14 protein-coding genes are annotated in these 15,648 nt (G+C 68.9%); 5 read left to right on the plus strand and 9 right to left on the minus strand.

What is annotated here, in order from left to right; all coding sequences use genetic code 11:
- Together ACE3SG_RS24040 and ACE3SG_RS24045 are read right to left on the minus strand one after the other, a co-directional pair.
- Window positions 1–1,087: serine/threonine-protein kinase (locus tag ACE3SG_RS24040; protein ID WP_374568766.1), on the minus strand; the 1,087-nt coding region annotated here is incomplete at its 3' end.
- Between the two features lie 179 nt (window positions 1,088–1,266).
- A complete protein-coding gene (locus ACE3SG_RS24045; RefSeq protein WP_374568767.1) occupies window positions 1,267–1,965 on the minus strand; it encodes a hypothetical protein in 699 nt (232 codons plus the stop codon).
- Window positions 1,966–2,130: 165 nt separating this feature from the next.
- Here ACE3SG_RS24045 and ACE3SG_RS24050 point away from each other — a divergent pair, with 165 nt between their 5' ends.
- On the plus strand, window positions 2,131–2,688 hold the full coding sequence (locus ACE3SG_RS24050) for an ECF-type sigma factor (protein ID WP_374568768.1): 558 nt from the start codon (window positions 2,131–2,133) through the stop codon (window positions 2,686–2,688).
- Window positions 2,689–2,707: 19 nt separating this feature from the next.
- Here ACE3SG_RS24050 and dbpA read toward each other — a convergent pair whose 3' ends face one another.
- A complete protein-coding gene (gene dbpA, locus ACE3SG_RS24055; RefSeq protein ID WP_374568769.1) occupies window positions 2,708–4,105 on the minus strand; it encodes an ATP-dependent RNA helicase DbpA in 1,398 nt (465 codons plus the stop codon).
- Window positions 4,106–4,264: 159 nt separating this feature from the next.
- On the opposite strand from dbpA, the gene ACE3SG_RS24060 reads away from it, so the two are divergent.
- Entirely contained in the window at window positions 4,265–5,740 is a 1,476-nt protein-coding gene (locus ACE3SG_RS24060; RefSeq protein WP_374568770.1) for a DUF4139 domain-containing protein, read from the plus strand.
- A 22-nt stretch (window positions 5,741–5,762) separates the two neighbouring features.
- A complete protein-coding gene (locus ACE3SG_RS24065; protein WP_374568771.1) occupies window positions 5,763–7,214 on the plus strand; it encodes a DUF4139 domain-containing protein in 1,452 nt (483 codons plus the stop codon).
- A gap of 21 nt (window positions 7,215–7,235) precedes the next feature.
- Here the strand turns inward: ACE3SG_RS24065 and ACE3SG_RS24070 are convergent, their stop codons facing one another.
- The 3 genes from ACE3SG_RS24070 to ACE3SG_RS24080 all read right to left on the minus strand — a co-directional run bounded on the left by ACE3SG_RS24070 (window position 7,236) and on the right by ACE3SG_RS24080 (window position 9,158).
- Window positions 7,236–7,544, minus strand: coding sequence for a hypothetical protein (locus ACE3SG_RS24070; protein ID WP_374568772.1), 309 nt, complete (start codon window positions 7,542–7,544; stop codon window positions 7,236–7,238).
- A 55-nt stretch (window positions 7,545–7,599) separates the two neighbouring features.
- The gene (locus tag ACE3SG_RS24075) at window positions 7,600–8,298 is read right to left on the minus strand and encodes a Bax inhibitor-1/YccA family protein (RefSeq protein WP_374568773.1); all 699 of its coding nucleotides are present in this window, start codon (window positions 8,296–8,298) and stop codon (window positions 7,600–7,602) included.
- A gap of 98 nt (window positions 8,299–8,396) precedes the next feature.
- A complete protein-coding gene (locus ACE3SG_RS24080) occupies window positions 8,397–9,158 on the minus strand; it encodes a TerC family protein (RefSeq protein WP_374568774.1) in 762 nt (253 codons plus the stop codon).
- A 107-nt stretch (window positions 9,159–9,265) separates the two neighbouring features.
- Here ACE3SG_RS24080 and nhaR point away from each other — a divergent pair, with 107 nt between their 5' ends.
- Window positions 9,266–10,162 carry a transcriptional activator NhaR gene (nhaR, locus tag ACE3SG_RS24085; protein WP_374568775.1) on the plus strand — a complete coding sequence of 299 codons (897 nt, stop codon included), beginning with the start codon at window positions 9,266–9,268 and terminating at the stop codon, window positions 10,160–10,162.
- Window positions 10,163–10,184: 22 nt separating this feature from the next.
- Complete coding sequence (locus ACE3SG_RS24090) at window positions 10,185–12,464, plus strand: helicase-related protein (protein ID WP_374568776.1); 2,280 nt, start codon at window positions 10,185–10,187, stop codon at window positions 12,462–12,464.
- Window positions 12,465–12,502: 38 nt separating this feature from the next.
- Here the strand turns inward: ACE3SG_RS24090 and fabB are convergent, their stop codons facing one another.
- From fabB to ACE3SG_RS24105, 3 genes are all read right to left on the minus strand, one after another.
- Window positions 12,503–13,717, minus strand: coding sequence for a beta-ketoacyl-ACP synthase I (fabB, locus tag ACE3SG_RS24095; protein ID WP_374568777.1), 1,215 nt, complete (start codon window positions 13,715–13,717; stop codon window positions 12,503–12,505).
- Window positions 13,717–14,304, minus strand: coding sequence for a 3-hydroxyacyl-[acyl-carrier-protein] dehydratase FabA (fabA, locus tag ACE3SG_RS24100; RefSeq protein WP_374568778.1), 588 nt, complete (start codon window positions 14,302–14,304; stop codon window positions 13,717–13,719). Before fabA ends, fabB begins: the two co-directional genes overlap by 1 nt.
- A gap of 103 nt (window positions 14,305–14,407) precedes the next feature.
- Window positions 14,408–15,631 (minus strand): PepSY-associated TM helix domain-containing protein, encoded by a 1,224-nt coding sequence (locus ACE3SG_RS24105; protein WP_374568779.1) that lies wholly within the window; start codon window positions 15,629–15,631, stop codon window positions 14,408–14,410.
- Window positions 15,632–15,648: the final 17 nt, after the last annotated feature.

The raw sequence follows: 15,648 nt of genomic DNA on the forward strand, positions 1-15,648 counted from the left end.
TGGCGTAGCGCTGGTCGGGCTGGCGCTGCAGCGCCTTGGCCAGGATCGCATCGACATCGCCGCGCAGGGCCCGCGCCAACGAACGCCCGTCGGCCCGCCCGTCAGCCCGCCTGTTGGTGCGCTCGCCCACGCGCTGGCTGGCCAGCGCCGGCTCGGCCTGCTGCACCGCCTGCTCCAGCGCCGCCAGCCCGGCCCGCGCCAGCCCGGCATGCGGCAGTGCATGCGGCCGCTCGCCGGTCAGCAGCTCGTACAGCATCACACCCAGCGAGTACACATCCGACGCCACCGTGACCGGCTCGCCGCGCAGCTGCTCGGGCGAGGCGTAGTGCGGCGTCATCACCGCCCCCAGGCGCTGCGTGGCGCCGGCGTCGTCGGGCGCCTCGTGCAGCAGCTTGGCGATGCCGAAGTCCAGCAGGTGCACCTGGCCGTCGGCCGAGACCAGCACGTTCGAGGGTTTGAGGTCGCGGTGCACCACCAGCCGCGCGTGCGCGTAGGCCACGGCCTGCGCCACCTGCAAGAACAGCTTCAAGCGCGCGCGCAGGCCGAGCTGGCGGCTTTCGCACCACAGGTCGATGGCCACGCCGTCGATGAACTCGAAGGCCAGGAAGGGGTGGCCGCGGTGGTCGACGCCGGCGTCGTACAGGCGGGCGATGTGGGGGTGTTCGAGGCGGGCGCCAATGTCGCGCTCGCGCAGCATGCGCTCGGCCAGGCCGGGCCCCCAGGCCAGGTGCGGCAGCTTGATCGCGACGCGGCGCTGCAGCGCGCCATCGGCCCGCTCGGCCAGCCAGACGCTGCCCATGCCGCCACGCGCGACCGGGCGCACCAGCCGGTAGGTGCCCACCGTGTCGCCCGGCTGCGGCTCGCCGGCACCGCCGGCCTCGCCAACCTCGGGCAGCAGCCGCGGCATCGTCGACAAGAACGACTGCGCCTCGGCCCCGTCGCCGAACATGCGGCGCAACGCAGGCTCGAGCGAGCGGTCGGCGGCCGGCAGCGCGGCGAGCCAGGCCTCGCGCTCGGCGGGGCTGAGCGTCATCGCCTGGTCGAGCAGCGCGCTGAGGCGGCTCAGCTGTGAGGCGCCGATGGCCATGGCCCGCCCCCCTTTGAACCCGCCGCTGCGCGGCTAACCGACCGTGTCGGCAGCGATGCCCGATACCCCCTCAAGCCCATGAACCCCTCTGCTGCGGGCGAACGGCTCGTGCGCATCCCCGGCTGCGAAGGCAGCCGCCATGCCCAAGCCGGCGCGGCGCGTCGATGAAGCGGGGCACGTTATCTCAAGTAGCGCAGGAAGAAGGGGATGACCCCGTCGTAGGCGCGCTCGGGCGCGATCCGGTCGACGAAGCCCAGCCCATCGGCCTCGGCCACGAAGCGCCGGGCCACCTCGACGCCGCGGAAGGTCGTCCGCTCGTGGTGGCTGTAGGCGGCGTTGACGCGCACCGCCGGGTCTCGGCGGTGCTGCAGCGCGGTGCGCAGGCCGAGCGTGCCGCGCGACTGGTCGACGAAGAAGACATTGCCGGCATCGATGCCCAGTGGGCGGGCATGCGCATGCACCCAGCGCCGGGCGGCGGCGATGTCGTTGTCGGGCGTCGGGTCGAGCAGGTCGTCCCACACCGGCTGGCGGTACTCGATGCTCGCCACCGAGAAGCCGCTGGCCCGCGCCGCCTGCACCAGGCCGGCATACAGCGGGCCGCGCGTCGGGTAGATCGTCTTGGTGTCGAGCGACGGGTGGATGTAGATGATCAGCGGGCTGGCGCGCTGCTCACAGTCGACCGGAAAGAAGTCCAGGTCCTGCCGCAGCATCTTGCCGACCGCGGGGTCGAACCAGCTCTCGCGGCCCCAGGCGATGCCGCGGTAGCACTGGCCGTCGACGCACCATCGGCCGCCGACACCGGCCAGCCCCTCGGGGGCAGGGTTGACAGCCCACGGCGAAGCCCGCAGGGTCGATACCGACGCCAACAAGGTGTTCATGCGCAGACTCCTTCGGTCACTCATACCCCAGCAGACGGATTCGGGCGGGCAAAAGCGACATCCGGCCGACAAACAAGGCGGTCGAGCCGGCCGGGCACGCCGCCAGAGGCCTGCAGGCAGAATCGGGGCAGACCCGGACCGCACGTGCCATGGGAGGTGGCACCGATGAAAAGCCTGACGCAGTTGATCCAGCACATGTCGTCGAGCGACCCGCCGGCGCACGACGAGCTGTTCGCCGCCGCCTACCCCGAGCTGCGCAAGCTCGCGCGCTCGCGGCTGCACAGTGGCGGCGGCCGCAACACCGTGCTCGACACCACTGCGCTGGTGCACGAGTCCTACCTGCGCTTTCTCGGCGCCGACCAGCTGCGGCTCGAAGACCGCAAGGCCTTCTTCGCCTACGCCTCGCGGGTGATGCGCTCGGTGATCGTCGACACGGTGCGCGAGCGCCAGGCCGAGCGGCGCGGCGGCGGCCAGGCCGAGCTGACGCTGAACACGCTGATGCAGGACAACCTGCCCGCCGGCGAGAACGAGATCCTGCAGATCAACGACGCGCTGCTGGCGCTGGAGCAGGTCGAGCCGCGGCTGGCCCGCGTCGTCGAGATGCGCTACTTCGGCGGTTATGCCGACGCCGAGATCGCCGATGCGCTGGACTTGAACAAGCGCACCATCGGCCGCGACTGGGAAAAAGCCCGCCTGCTGCTGCTGGCAATGCTGAAGTCCTGAAGCGCCCCGGCCAATCCTTTCAGCTGTCGAGCAGCCGCACCTTCACGCTGCGGCCCTTGACCTTGCCGGCCGACAACTTGCGCAGGGCGCTGGCCGCGATGTCGCGTTGCACCGCGACGTAGGTCGAGAACTCGTTGACGTTGATCTTGCCGATCTGCGCGCCCTCGAAGCCCAGGTCCTTGGTCAGGGCGCCCAGCACGTCGCCGGGGCGGATCTTCTCCTTGCGCCCGCCGACGATCTGCAGCGTCTGCATCGGTGGGAGCAGCGGGCCCTTGCCGGTCGGCGTCAGGCTGTCCAGCGACGCCCACTTCGACTCGAAGCCGCCGGCCTGCTCGATTCGGCCGACCGCGCCCATCTCGTCCATCGACGCGAGGCTGAAGGCCCAGCCTTCCGCGTCGGCCCGGCCGGTGCGGCCGATGCGGTGGGTGTGGGTGGCGGGGTCGGGCGAGATGTCGACGTTGATCACCGCTTCGAGCTGCGCAATGTCGAGCCCGCGCGCGGCGATGTCGGTCGCCACCAGCACGCTCAAGGAACGGTTGGCAAAACGCACCAGCACCTGGTCACGGTCACGCTGGTCCAGGTCGCCATGCAGCTCGAGCGCGGCAAAGCCCTGCGCGCGCAGCACCTGCACCAGGTCGCGGCATTGCGCCTTGGTGTTGCAGAACGCCAGCGTGCTGACCGGGCGATGGTGGTTCAGCAGCAGCGACACCGCGTGCAGGCGTTGCTCTTCGCTGACCTCGAAGAACACCTGGCGGATCTGCGTGGGCGCCGGCGCCTCGGTCAGCTTGACCTCCTTGGGCTGGCGCATGAAGGCCGCGCTGAGCTTGGCGATGCCCTCGGGGTAGGTGGCTGAGAACAGCAGCGTCTGGCGCTGCGCCGGGCACTGCTTGGCCACCGTCGCGATGTCGTCGTAGAAGCCCATGTCGAGCATGCGGTCGGCCTCGTCGAGCACCAGCGTGTTGAGCGCTTCGAGGTTCAGGCTGCCGCGCTCCAGGTGGTCCATGATGCGGCCCGGGGTGCCGATCACGATGTGGGCGCCGTGCTCCAGGCTGGCCAGCTGCGGCCGCATCGTCGCGCCGCCGCACAGCGTCAGCACCTTGATGTGGTCTTCGGCGCGGGCCAGGCGGCGCACCTCTTGGGTGACCTGGTCCGCCAGCTCGCGCGTCGGGCACAGCACCAGCGACTGCACGGCAAAACGCCGCGGGTTCAGGTTGGCCAGCAAGGCCAGCGCGAAGGCCGCGGTCTTGCCGCTGCCGGTCTTGGCCTGGGCGATCAGGTCGTGCCCGGCCAGCGCCAGCGGCAGGCTCGCGGCCTGGATCGGCGTCATGCTGTCGTAGCCCAGGCGTTGCAGGTTTTCGAGCGTGGCGGGGGGCAGCGGCAGGCTGGCGAAGGCGGTGGTCGGTTGAGCGTCGGGCATGCGTGATTGTCCCAGCCCCCTGCTCCCCAGCGCCGGGCCAGGCAACCCCAACGCTTTATTTCGCCATTTGATCCGCGACTTAACCCCGCCAAGCCGGGTGCGCCGTATCAAACAAGGTAGCGTCCATGTCGCGATGCACCACCCCTTGGAGGAAGACCCATGCCCGTCGCCAACCCGTCCCCGATCGCGCTGGCTGCGCTCACCCTCGCCCTCACGCTGGGCGCGGCCCGCGCCGAGGCCCAAGCGCCTGCGCCCGCCGCCCCCACGCCCGAACGCCGCAGCACGCTGGACGACCAGCAATCGGTCGCGATCACGATCTACAACCAGGACCTGGCGCTGGTGAAGGACGCGCGCAGGGTCACGCTGGTCGACGGCGGCAACCGCATCGCGCTGCGCGACGTGAGCGCGCGCATGCGGCCCGAGACGGCGCAGCTGCGCAGCCTGTCCAACCCCGGCTCGTTCAGCCTGCTCGAGCAGAACTTCGACTTCGACCTGCTGACGCCCGCCAAGCTGCTGGAAAAGTACGTCGGCCGCACGGTGCGGATCGTCAAGACCCACCCGACGACGGGCGTCGAGTCGACCGAAACCGCGCAGGTGCTGAGCGCGAACGGCGGCGTGGTGCTGAAGATCGGCGACCGCATCGAGACCGGCGTGCCCGGCCGCATCGTCTTCGACGGCGTGCCGGCCAACCTGCGCGACCGGCCCACGCTGGTGACCGAGCTGGTCAGCCGGCGCGCCGGTGTGCAGGACATGGAGCTGTCGTACCTGACCGGTGGCCTATCGTGGAAGGCCGACTACGTGGCCGAACTGAACGCCGACGACTCGACGCTCGACCTGAACGGCTGGGTCACGCTGACCAACCAGAGCGGCACGACCTATTCGAATGCCAAGCTGCAGCTGGTGGCCGGCGATGTGAACCGCGTGCGCGAGGAGCTGCGCATGGCCAAGGCCGAGCGCGGCATCGCCCCGGCGCCCATGGCCGCCCCGGCGATGTCGCAGGAGGCCCTGTTCGAGTACCACCTGTACACGCTGAACCGCCCGACCACGCTGGCCGAGAACCAGACCAAGCAGGTGGCCTTGCTGAACGCCAGCAGCGTGCCGGTGACCAAGCAACTGCTGATCAGCGGCAGCGAGTACTACTACCGCAGCAGCGTCGGCGACATCGGGCAGAAGCTGAAGGCGGGCGTGTTCGTCGAGTTCAGCAACAAGGAAGCCTCGCACCTGGGCCTGCCGCTGCCCAAGGGCGTCGTGCGGGTCTACAAGCGCGACAGCGCCGGCAACGCCCAGTTCGTCGGCGAAGACCGCATCGACCACACGCCGAAGAACGAAACGGTGCGTCTGCACCTGGGCGACGCGTTCGACGTGACCGCCGACAAGAAGCAGACCGACTTCAAGCGCCGCGAGACGACCAACAAGGCCAGCTATGTGTTCGAAAGCGCCTACGAGATCGTGTTGCGCAACGCCAAGACCGAAGCCGTGACGGTGACCGTGCGCGAGCCGGTGCCGGCCGACTGGACGATGCTGGAGGAATCGCAGAAGCACACCAAGGTCGCCGCAGGCACCGCCGAGTGGCAGGTCAAGGTGCCGGCCGGCGGCAGCACGACGCTGAAGTACCGCGTGCTGGTGCGCATCTGATCGGGCCACGGTGGACAAACCCATGACAACAACCACGACGACACGCACCCCGCTGGCCGCGGCAGCACTCGCCATGCTGCTCGGCACCGCACACGCGCAACCGGTGGAGCGCCGCAGCACGCTGGACGACCAGCAATCGGTGGCCGTCACGATCTACAACGCCGACCTCGCGCTGGTGAAAGACACACGCCGGCTGACGCTGGAACGCGGGGCCAACCGCATCGCGCTGCGCGATGTGAGCGCGACCATGCGGCCCGAGACGGCGCAGTTGCGCAGCGTGTCGAACCCCGGCTCGTTCAGCCTGCTCGAACAGAACTTCGACTTCGACCTGCTGACGCCGGCCGCACTGCTGGAAAAGTCTGTCGGCAAGACGGTGCGCATCGTCAAGACCCACCCGACCAGCGGGGCCGAGACCACCGAATCGGCCCAGGTGCTGAGCGCGCACGACGGCGTGGTGCTGAAGATCGGCGACCGCATCGAGACCGGCCTGCCTGGCCGCATCGTGTTCGACGGCGTGCCGGCCAACCTGCGCGACCGCCCGACGCTGGTGACCGAGCTGGACAGCCAGCGCGCCGGCCCGCAAGAGGTGGAGCTGTCGTACCTCACCAAGGGCCTGGCGTGGCGCGCCGACTACGTGGCCGAGCTGTCGGCCGACGACCGGGTCATCGACCTGAACGGCTGGTTCACGCTGACCAACCAGAGCGGCACCAGCTACTCGAACGCCAAGCTGCAGCTGGTGGCCGGCGACGTGAACCTGGTGCAGGAAGAGCCGATGGAGGCCGACGAGGCCGCCGACGGACGCGTCTACGCGCCGCCGCCCGAAGTGACGGTCTCACAAGAAGCCTTGTTCGAGTACCACCTGTACACGGTCGGCCGGCCGACGACGCTGGCCGACCAGCAGACCAAGCAGGTGGCCTTGCTCAACGCCAGCGGCGTGCCGGTCACCAAGGAGCTGGTGCTGCAGGGGCAGGAGGGCTACTACACCGACAGCGTCGGCGAGATCGGCAAGACGCTGAAGACGGCGGTCTACATCGAGTTCGCCAACCGCGAAGACACTCACCTCGGCGAGCCGCTGCCCAAGGGCGTGGTGCGCCTGTACAAGCGCGACAGCGCCGGCAACGCGCAGTTCGTCGGCGAAGACTCGATCGACCACACGCCGAAGAACGAGACCGTGCGACTGCATGTCGGCGACGCCTTCGACGTCACCGCCGACAAGAAGCAGACCGATTGGCGGCAGCGCGACTCGAAGAAGCGATCACGCGAGATCCACGAAAGCGCCTACGAGATCGTGCTGCACAACGCCAAGCCCGAGGCCGTGACGGTGGCCGTGCGCGAGCCGGTGCCGGGCGACTGGACGATGCTGCAAGAGTCGCAGCCACACCGCAAGGTCGCCGCCGGCACCGCGGAGTGGCGCGTGAAGGTGCCGGCTGAGGGCAGCGCGACCTTGAAGTACCGGGTGCTGACGCGCTTCTGACCTCGCTCGGGCAAGTGGCGGCTATTGGAGCGTCGACGATCCGATCTCGCGCGCTTCGATGTCGACCACGTCGCCCGTGGCCCGACGCATCGGTGAAGCCGTTGTGCGGTGACCCGCCGGCGGCCACATGCCCGTGCCGCGCCACTGGACCTGCGCCCCGCGCTTGCCCTTGAACAGGGCCCGCAGCAGCAGGCCGGCCAGCAACAACAGACCGATCAGCGCGGTGCCGGCCAGCAAGGCCAGGCCGAACAGAACCCGCACGGCGCGGCCCAGGCTCGACAGCAGCGACGGCGATGTCTGGCGCGGATGAAAGTGATGCGATGGGTGCATGGTCACAGATGGTAGACGAGGTGGGGCGGTCAGTCAGGCTCGATGGTCAGCAAGCTCATTCGTCGCGGCCGCCGAAGATGCCCAGCAGGCTGAGCAGCGACTGGAAGACGTTGAACAGGCTCAGGTAGACGCTCAAGGTGGCGCTGATGTAGTTGGTTTCGACACCGTCCTGCACCTGCTTCAGGTCGTACAGGATGAAGGCCGAGAAGATGCCGATCGCGACGACCGACAGCGTGATCATCAGCGCGCTGGACTGCAGGAAGACATTCGCGATGCCGGCCACGAACAGCATGACCATGCCGATGAACAGGAACTTGCCCATCGCGCTCAGGTCGCGCTTGATCACCGACGACAGGGTCGCCATGCCGAGGAAGATCGCGCCGGTGCCGGCGAAGGCGGTCATCACCAGGCCGGTGCCGTTGGACAGCCCGAGCACGGCACCCACCAGGCGCGACAGCATCAGCCCCATGAAGAACGTGAAGCCCAGCAGCACCGGCACGCCGGCAGCCGAGTTCTTGGTCTTCTCGATCGCGAACATGAAGCCGAAGGCGCCGGCCAGGAACACGATCATCCCGACCACCGGGCTCATCGCGGTGGTCAGGCCGGTGGCCACGCCCACCCAGGCCCCCAGCACCGTGGGCAGCATCGACAAGGCGAGCAGCGCATAGGTGTTGCGCAGCACGCGGTTGCGCTGCTGCGCGGTGTGATCCAGGCCGGCTTGGAAGCCGCCGGAGCGAACAGGTTGGAGATTCATGGCGATTCCTTGGCAGGTGGAAAGACAGCGTCAATGTAGGCTTGGCAACCCTTCGTGAACAGTCGAATGTTTCGAATCTCGACTTCGGTAAAACCGCATCAATCAGCGGCGGGCGCCCGGCCGGCAGCCGCCAGGCGCTTGCTGCGCGAGCGGATGTTCAGCGACTCGACCACCAGCGAGAAGGCCATCGCCGCGTAGATGTAGCCCTTGGGCACGTGCATGTCGAAGGCTTCGGCGGTCAACGCCATGCCCACCATCACCAGGAACGACAAGGCCAGCACCTTGACCGACGGATGACGGTCGACGAACTCGCCGATCGGCTTGGCCGCCACCAGCATCACGCCGACCGAGGCCATCACCGCGGCGATCATCACGCCGATGCGGTCGACCATGCCGACCGCGGTGATCACCGAGTCGAGCGAGAAGACGATGTCGATCACCGCGATCTGGCCGATCACGCCCCAGAACATGCCCTTGCGCGCGGACGCCGACGGCGTGGCGGTCTCGTCGGGCGTGTGTTCGTCGCGCGCCTCGACCTCGACGAAGATCTCGTGCGAGGCCTTGTAGAGCAGGAACAGGCCGCCAGCCAGCAGCACGATGTCGCGCCCGCTGAAGCCCTGGCCGAAGAGCGAGAACAGGTCGGCGGTCAGGCCCATCACCCAGCTCAGCGACAGCAGCAGCATCACGCGGGTGACCATCGCGAAGCCCAGGCCCAGCCGGCGTGCGGCGTCGCGCTGCGCGGCCGGCAGGCGGCCCACCAGGATCGAGATGAAGATGATGTTGTCGATGCCGAGCACGATCTCGAGGGCCGTGAGCATCGCGAAAGCGATCCAGAGGTTGGGGTCGAGCAGGAATTCCATGACAGCGTCCGATTCAAAACGCCGCACTGTAGGCATCCAGACACTTAGCGTACAGTCGACTTTTTGACGCCAACACTTCGCAATAATCGAACAATTGGCCGCGGCCGATGAATTTCAAGCACTTGCACTACTTCTGGGCCGCGGCCAAGGCCGGGGGCATCGTGCGGGCGGGCGAGCAGTTGCACATCTCGCCGCAGACCCTGTCGGGCCAGATCAAGCTGCTCGAAGAGCGGCTGGGCTGCGCGCTGTTTCGCAAGGCCGGCCGCGGGCTGGAGCTGACCGACGAGGGCCGCCTGGTGCTGGGTTATGCCGACCAGATCTTTGCGCTGGGCACCGAGCTGGAAGCCAAGCTGAGCGAAGCCCGCAGCGGCGAACGCACGCTCGACTTCCACGTTGGCATTGCCGACTCGGTGCCCAAGGCCGTGGCCTACCGGCTGCTGGAGCCGGCGCTGGGCGTGGCGGCCCACGTGCGGCTGCTGTGCCACGAGGGCAAGTTCCAGGACCTGCTGGGCCAATTGGCCGTGCACCGGCTGGACCTGGTGATCGCCGATGAACCGATGGGGCGGCAGATCAGCGTCAAGGCCTTCAACCACCTGCTGGGCTCGACGGCGATGAGCTTCTTCGCCGCGCCTTCGCTCAAGCGCAGCCTGGTGGGTGAGTTTCCGCAGTGCCTGGACGGCGCCCCGATGCTGCTGCAAAGCGCGTCGTCGGCGATGCGGCAACGCTTTGACTTCTGGCTCGCGATGCACAAGATCCGCCCGCTCGTGATCGGCGAGTTCGACGACGCCGCCTTGATGAAGGCCTTCGGCGGCGAGGGCCGCGGCGTCTTCATGACGCCGACGGTGCTGGAATCGGAAACCTCGGCCCAGTACGGCGTGCGGGTGGTCGGGCGAACGTCCGACCTGGTGGAGGAGTTCTATGCGGTGACCGTCGAGCGCCAGATCTCTCACCCCTGCATCGCCGCCATCACCGAACGCGCGCCAGATCAACTGGTCGGCCGCTGACCGGTTACCCTGCCGACCTGACATGCCCAAGACTTCTCATCCCGCGGCGCCGAATGGCGCGCCCGCCCCCAAGCACGGCCAGCCCTCGCTGAGCCTGCCCAACCCCCGCCACGCCTCGCGCCTGCCGCCCCACATCGGCAAGCTCGAGTTCAACCGCATCCGCCAGGCCGCCTACGCGCTGCCCCAGGTGGTGAAACCGGCCGACTACCTGGCCGAGAACAGCCCCGATTTCGAACAGCACCTGGACAAGCTGGGCCTGGTCCTGCTGCAGAAGGCGGCCGCGGGCCAACGGCCCAGCCGCTGGATCGAGCCGAGGTGGATGGACGCCGCGCTGGCGCACCTGGACGCCGTCGGCACCGGCCCGCAGGCGCGGCCGCCGATGATCGAGCGGGCCACGGCGCTGGAAGCAGCGGCCGTGACACGCCGCGCCGGCCAGTGGTCGCGGCTGATCCGCCATGCGTTGACCGTGCCGAGCAACGGTTGGCGCGTGCCCGTGCTGTTCCGCGTGCCGGTCGATGCCGCGATCGTCTGGGACTTCTACCGCACCGGCGACGAAGCGGCCCTGCACGCCGCGCTGGGCCCGCCGGTGCACTACCCGCACGCGGCCGAGCTGGTCGCGCACATCGAGGCGCTGGTCGAGCGCAGCCGGTCGCTGAACGGCAAAGAGATCGAGTCGCTGCTGCCGCGCCTGCAGGCCGAGTGCAGCGGGCCGCAGGCGCTGGTGACCAACCCGCAGGCGCTGGACGAGCTGAAGGCCGCCTGCAGCCGCGCGCAAGACCGCTGGGAGCACCAGGTCGCCGAGGCCGACACGCTGGCCCGGCTGAACAGCGAACTGGCCTTCCAGGGCTACCCCGACACCTTCGAGAAGGCGCGGCGGTTGCAGCGCAGCGTCACGCTGTATGTCGGCCCGCCGAACAGCGGCAAGACCCACGCCGCGTTCGAGCGCCTGTCGCAGGCGCTGGACGGGGCCTACCTCGCGCCGCTGCGCCTGCTGGCGCTGGAAGGGCGTGACCGGCTGGTGGCGCGCGGTGTGCCCTGCTCGCTGCTGACCGGCGAAGAGAACGTGCCGGCGCCGCAGTCGCGTGTCGTCTCGAGCACGATCGAGATGGTCAACACCGCGGCGCCGATCGATGTGGCGGTGATCGACGAGGCGCAGATGATCTTCGACTCGTCGCGCGGCTGGGCCTGGACGCAGGCCATCGTCGCGGTGCCGGCCAACGAGGTGATCATCATCTGCTCGTCGTATGCGGTGGCTGCCATCGAGCGGCTGCTGGGCCTGTGCGGCGAGCGTTGCACCGTCAGGCGCTTCGAGCGCAAGCAGCATGTCGAGCGCCTGGCGCACCCGGTGGCGCTGTCGCAGCTGAAGAAGGGCGACGCGGTGGTGGCCTTCAGCCGGCGCGACGTGCTGATGCTGCGCGACCAGATCGCGGCCGACGGCCACCCGGTGTCGGTGATCTACGGCGCGCTACCGCCCGAGGTGCGCCGGCGCGAGGCCGAGCGCTTTGCGCAGGGCGAGTCGCACATCCTGGTCGCGACCGACGCGATCGGCATGGGCCTGAACCTGCCGATCCAGCGGGTGCTGTTCAGCACGATGAACAAGTTCGACGGCGTCGGCGACCGTGCGCTGAACGAATCCGAGGTGCACCAGATCGCCGGCCGCGCCGGGCGCTACGGCATCCACGAAGAGGGTTTTGTCGGCGTGCTGAAAGAAGCCGAGCCGACGGCGGCGCGCGTGCTGAAAGAGCTGCTGCCGAAGCAGCCGCGCGCACCGCGCGACTTCAAGGCGCCGGTCGCGCCGAACGGTTGGCACATCGAGACGATCGCGACGCGCCTGAACAAAACGCGCTTGCGCGAGGTGCTTGGCGTGTTCGTCGACCAGCTCAAGCTCGACGACGCGCACTTCGCCGTGGCCGAGCTCGACGCAATGCTGGACCTGGCCGAGCGCCTGGACGACAGCGCCGGCCGCCTGAGCCTGCGCGAGCGCTTCATCTACGCCCAGGCCCCGGTTGACACCCGCACCGAAGGCCAGGTGCAGGAGTTTCTCGACTGGAGCCACCAGCACGCGCGCCACAACCGCGTCAATGCGCCGTGGTTCCTCGACGGCGTGGACGGCCACAGCCGGCTCGACGCGATGGAACAGGCGCTGCGTGCCTGCACGCTGTGGCTCTGGCTGGACCTGCGCTTCCCGGGCATCTACGGCCACGTCGACGAGGTGCACGCACTGCGCGCCGACCTGAACGACGGCATTGAGCGCCAGCTCAAGGGCAAGCGGCCCCTGGCGCAGCGGCGCGGGCGACGCTGAACGGCGGCGTCAGCCGAGGCCGCCGCTCAGCGCGGCTTTCAGCCCGCGAACTTCGAGAACACCAGCGTCGCGTTGGTGCCGCCGAAGCCGAAGCTGTTGGACATCACGGTGTTGACCGGGCCATCGAGCCGCTCGCGCAGGATCGGCAGGCCTTCGGCCGCCGGGTCGAGGTTTTCGATATGGGCCGAGGCGGCGAGGAAGCCGTGCTGCAGCATCAGCAGCGAATAGATCGCCTCTTGTGCGCCGGCGGCACCGAGCGAGTGGCCCGACAGCGACTTGGTCGAGCTGATGTACGGCACCTTGTCGCCGAACACCTGGCGCACCGCGCCGAGTTCGGCCAGGTCACCCACCGGCGTCGAGGTGCCATGGGCGTTGATGTAGTCGATCGGCGTCTTCACCGTCGCCATCGCCTGCTGCATGCAGCGCACCGCGCCTTCGCCCGACGGGGCCACCATGTCGTGGCCGTCGGACGTGGCGCCGAAGCCGACCAGCTCGGCGATGATGTTGGCGCCGCGAGCCTGCGCATGGTCGAGCGCTTCGAGCACCAGCATGCCGCCGCCGCCGGCGATGACGAAGCCATCACGAGACACGTCGAACGCGCGCGACGCACGATCGGCCTGGTCGTTGTAGCTGCTGCTCATCGCGCCCATCGCGTCGAACAGCAGAGAGAGTTCCCAGCTCTCCTCTTCGCCGCCGCCGGCGAAGACGATGTCCTGCTGGCCCCAGGCGATCAGCTGCGCGGCATGGCCGATGCAGTGGGCGCTGGTCGCGCAGGCCGAGGTGATCGAATAGTTGACGCCCTTGATGCCGAACGGCGTGGCCAGACAGGCCGACACCGTGCTGCCCATCGTGCGCGTGACCATGAACGGCCCGACGCGCTTGATGCCCTTGGCCCGCAGCGTGTCGGCCGCCCAGACCTGGTTGAAGCTGGACGCCCCACCCGAGCCGGCGACCAGGCCGGCGCGCGGGTTCGACACCTGCTCGGGCGTCAGGCCGGACTGCGCGATGGCCTGCTGCATGGCGAGGTACGAATACGCTGCCGCATCGCCCATGAAGCGCAGCGTGCGGCGGTCGATCGCGGCTTCGAGGTCGATCGTCGGCCGGCCGCTGACCTGCGAGCGCATGCCGCGCTCGGCGTAGGTCGGGTTGAACTTCAGGCCCGAGCGGCCCTCACGCAGGCTTTGCGTGACTTCTTCTTGGTTGTTGCCCAGGCTCGAGACAATGCCGGAACCGGTGACGACGACGCGACGCATCAGAAATCTTCCGTCGAGGTGAACAAGCCAACCTTCAGGTCGGCGGCCGAATAGATCTCGCGCCCATCGGCAAACATGTGGCCATCAGCGATGCCCATCACCAGTTTGCGCTCGATCACGCGCTTCAAGTCCAGGCGGTAGGTCACTTTCTTGACCGTCGGCAAGACCTGGCCATAAAACTTGACCTCCCCCGATCCCAGCGCACGGCCCCGCCCGGGGTTGCCGCGCCAGCCGAGCCAGAAGCCGACCAGTTGCCACAGTGCATCCAAGCCCAGGCAGCCGGGCATCACCGGGTCGCTTTCGAAGTGGCAGGCGAAGAACCAGAGGTCGGGGTGGATGTCCAGCTCGGCCTCGATCAGGCCCTTGCCATGGGTGCCGCCGGTGTCGTCGATGCGGACGATGCGGTCCATCATCAGCATGTTGGGCAACGGCAGGCGCGCGTTGCCGGGGCCGAACAGTTCGCCGCGGCCGCAGGCCAGCAGCTCGTCGCGGCTGTAGCTGTGGCGACCCTGGTCACGCTGGCTGAGTCGTGGGGCGCTGTTGGCGGCGGAAGTCGTGTCGTTGGACTGCATGTTCGCTGAGCTCATCGGGGGCGCCGCGGCCACGGCCAACAAGGCCGGGCTGGGCGACAGGCGCAAACCTGCCGCCCGGGCATGAACCCGCGATTGTGCCCGCCCCGCGGCCTGGCGGTTATGAAGCTGGCGCCAGGGGTTTTGGGGAGACATTCACACCCGCTGGCTGAACGCCGACGCGCACCCGCCCGGCCCGCTTGCGCCACCACAGGTAAACCCCGGTGGCGCTGAAGGCGGCGACCACCCCACCCAGCAAAGACATCAGCACCCGGCCGGGCCAGCCGATGATGCGGCCCGAGTGCAGCGGGAACATGCTTTGCAAGAAGATGTCGCCGGCGCTGCCGGTGCCGGGCACGCTGTCGCCGGCCGGCTGGCCGCTGCGGGCGTCGTAGTAGAGCCAGGGGTTGCCCAGGCCACCGTCGCCATGGTCATGGCCGGGCCGGAAGAAGCCCACACCCCACAGCCCCAGCTCGGGCGACAGGAAGACCGCCCCTGCTGGGTCGGCCCAGCCGCGGCGCCGGGCCTCGGCTTCGGCGCTGGCGACGATCGCTGCCCGCTCCACCTGCGGCTCGATCGGCCGCGCCGCCGGCGTGCGGCTGGCGAAAGGTGATGGCGACAGGGTCGAGAACCAAGACACCACCGGCCGCATCACCGGGTGGTTCAGGTTCATCGCCACCGAGGTGACGGCGATCATCAGCACCAGCAGGAACAGCCACACGCCACCCGAGCGGTGCAGGTCGAACACCAACCGGTGGCCGCCGGCCGCCCAGCGGAAAGAGAACGAGCGCTTCCACTGCGCCGCCTTGGGAAACGAAATCCACAATGCGATCAAGGTGTCCGCCACCCACGCGATCGCGATCAGGCCCATCAGCCAGATGCCCCATTCGATGCCATGGCTTTCGGGCAGGTGCATCGAGTAGTGCAGCTTGTACAGAAACGGCAGCAGGTTCTCGCGGCTCAGCGACACGGCACCCCATTCACGCCGGCCCTGGATGGCGCCGGTGGCCGGGTCGAGTGCGACCTGGTTGTAGCCCAGCGTGTGCAACTGGCCGGTCGCCGCATTCCAGCGCGGCGCCACCAGGGCGATGAAGGTGTGGCCGGGCTCCACCGCCAGCGGGTGGTAGGTGACCTGGGCCCGCGGGTCGGCCGCCTCGATGCGCGCCACCAGTTCGCTGATGGGCAATGCCGGGCCGCTGCTGCGGGCTTCGTACAACGCCGGGTTCAACCAGGCGTCCAACTCGTGGTCCCACGAGATCACGGCACCGGTGGCCCCGGCGATGAACAAGAACAGCGCGGCCGACAGGCCGAACCAGCGGTGCAGGCGGACGAGCCAGGGGCGCATCGCGACTCCTTCGACAG

Source organism: Ideonella sp. (assembly GCF_041914305.1).
Lineage (GTDB): Bacteria > Pseudomonadota > Gammaproteobacteria > Burkholderiales > Burkholderiaceae_C > Ideonella.

Bases quoted from the DNA above. Each gene is read 5' to 3' on its own strand.
- ACE3SG_RS24045 (WP_374568767.1), bottom strand. From the start codon at position 1,965: ATGAACACCTTGTTGGCGTCGGTATCGACCCTGCGGGCTTCGCCGTGG.
- ACE3SG_RS24050 (WP_374568768.1), top strand. From the start codon at position 2,131: ATGAAAAGCCTGACGCAGTTGATCCAGCACATGTCGTCGAGCGACCCG.
- dbpA (WP_374568769.1), bottom strand. From the start codon at position 4,105: ATGCCCGACGCTCAACCGACCACCGCCTTCGCCAGCCTGCCGCTGCCC.
- ACE3SG_RS24060 (WP_374568770.1), top strand. From the start codon at position 4,265: ATGCCCGTCGCCAACCCGTCCCCGATCGCGCTGGCTGCGCTCACCCTC.
- ACE3SG_RS24065 (WP_374568771.1), top strand. From the start codon at position 5,763: ATGACAACAACCACGACGACACGCACCCCGCTGGCCGCGGCAGCACTC.
- ACE3SG_RS24070 (WP_374568772.1), bottom strand. From the start codon at position 7,544: ATGCACCCATCGCATCACTTTCATCCGCGCCAGACATCGCCGTCGCTG.
- ACE3SG_RS24075 (WP_374568773.1), bottom strand. From the start codon at position 8,298: ATGAATCTCCAACCTGTTCGCTCCGGCGGCTTCCAAGCCGGCCTGGAT.
- ACE3SG_RS24080 (WP_374568774.1), bottom strand. From the start codon at position 9,158: ATGGAATTCCTGCTCGACCCCAACCTCTGGATCGCTTTCGCGATGCTC.
- nhaR (WP_374568775.1), top strand. From the start codon at position 9,266: ATGAATTTCAAGCACTTGCACTACTTCTGGGCCGCGGCCAAGGCCGGG.
- ACE3SG_RS24090 (WP_374568776.1), top strand. From the start codon at position 10,185: ATGCCCAAGACTTCTCATCCCGCGGCGCCGAATGGCGCGCCCGCCCCC.
- fabB (WP_374568777.1), bottom strand. From the start codon at position 13,717: ATGCGTCGCGTCGTCGTCACCGGTTCCGGCATTGTCTCGAGCCTGGGC.
- fabA (WP_374568778.1), bottom strand. From the start codon at position 14,304: ATGAGCTCAGCGAACATGCAGTCCAACGACACGACTTCCGCCGCCAAC.
- ACE3SG_RS24105 (WP_374568779.1), bottom strand. From the start codon at position 15,631: ATGCGCCCCTGGCTCGTCCGCCTGCACCGCTGGTTCGGCCTGTCGGCC.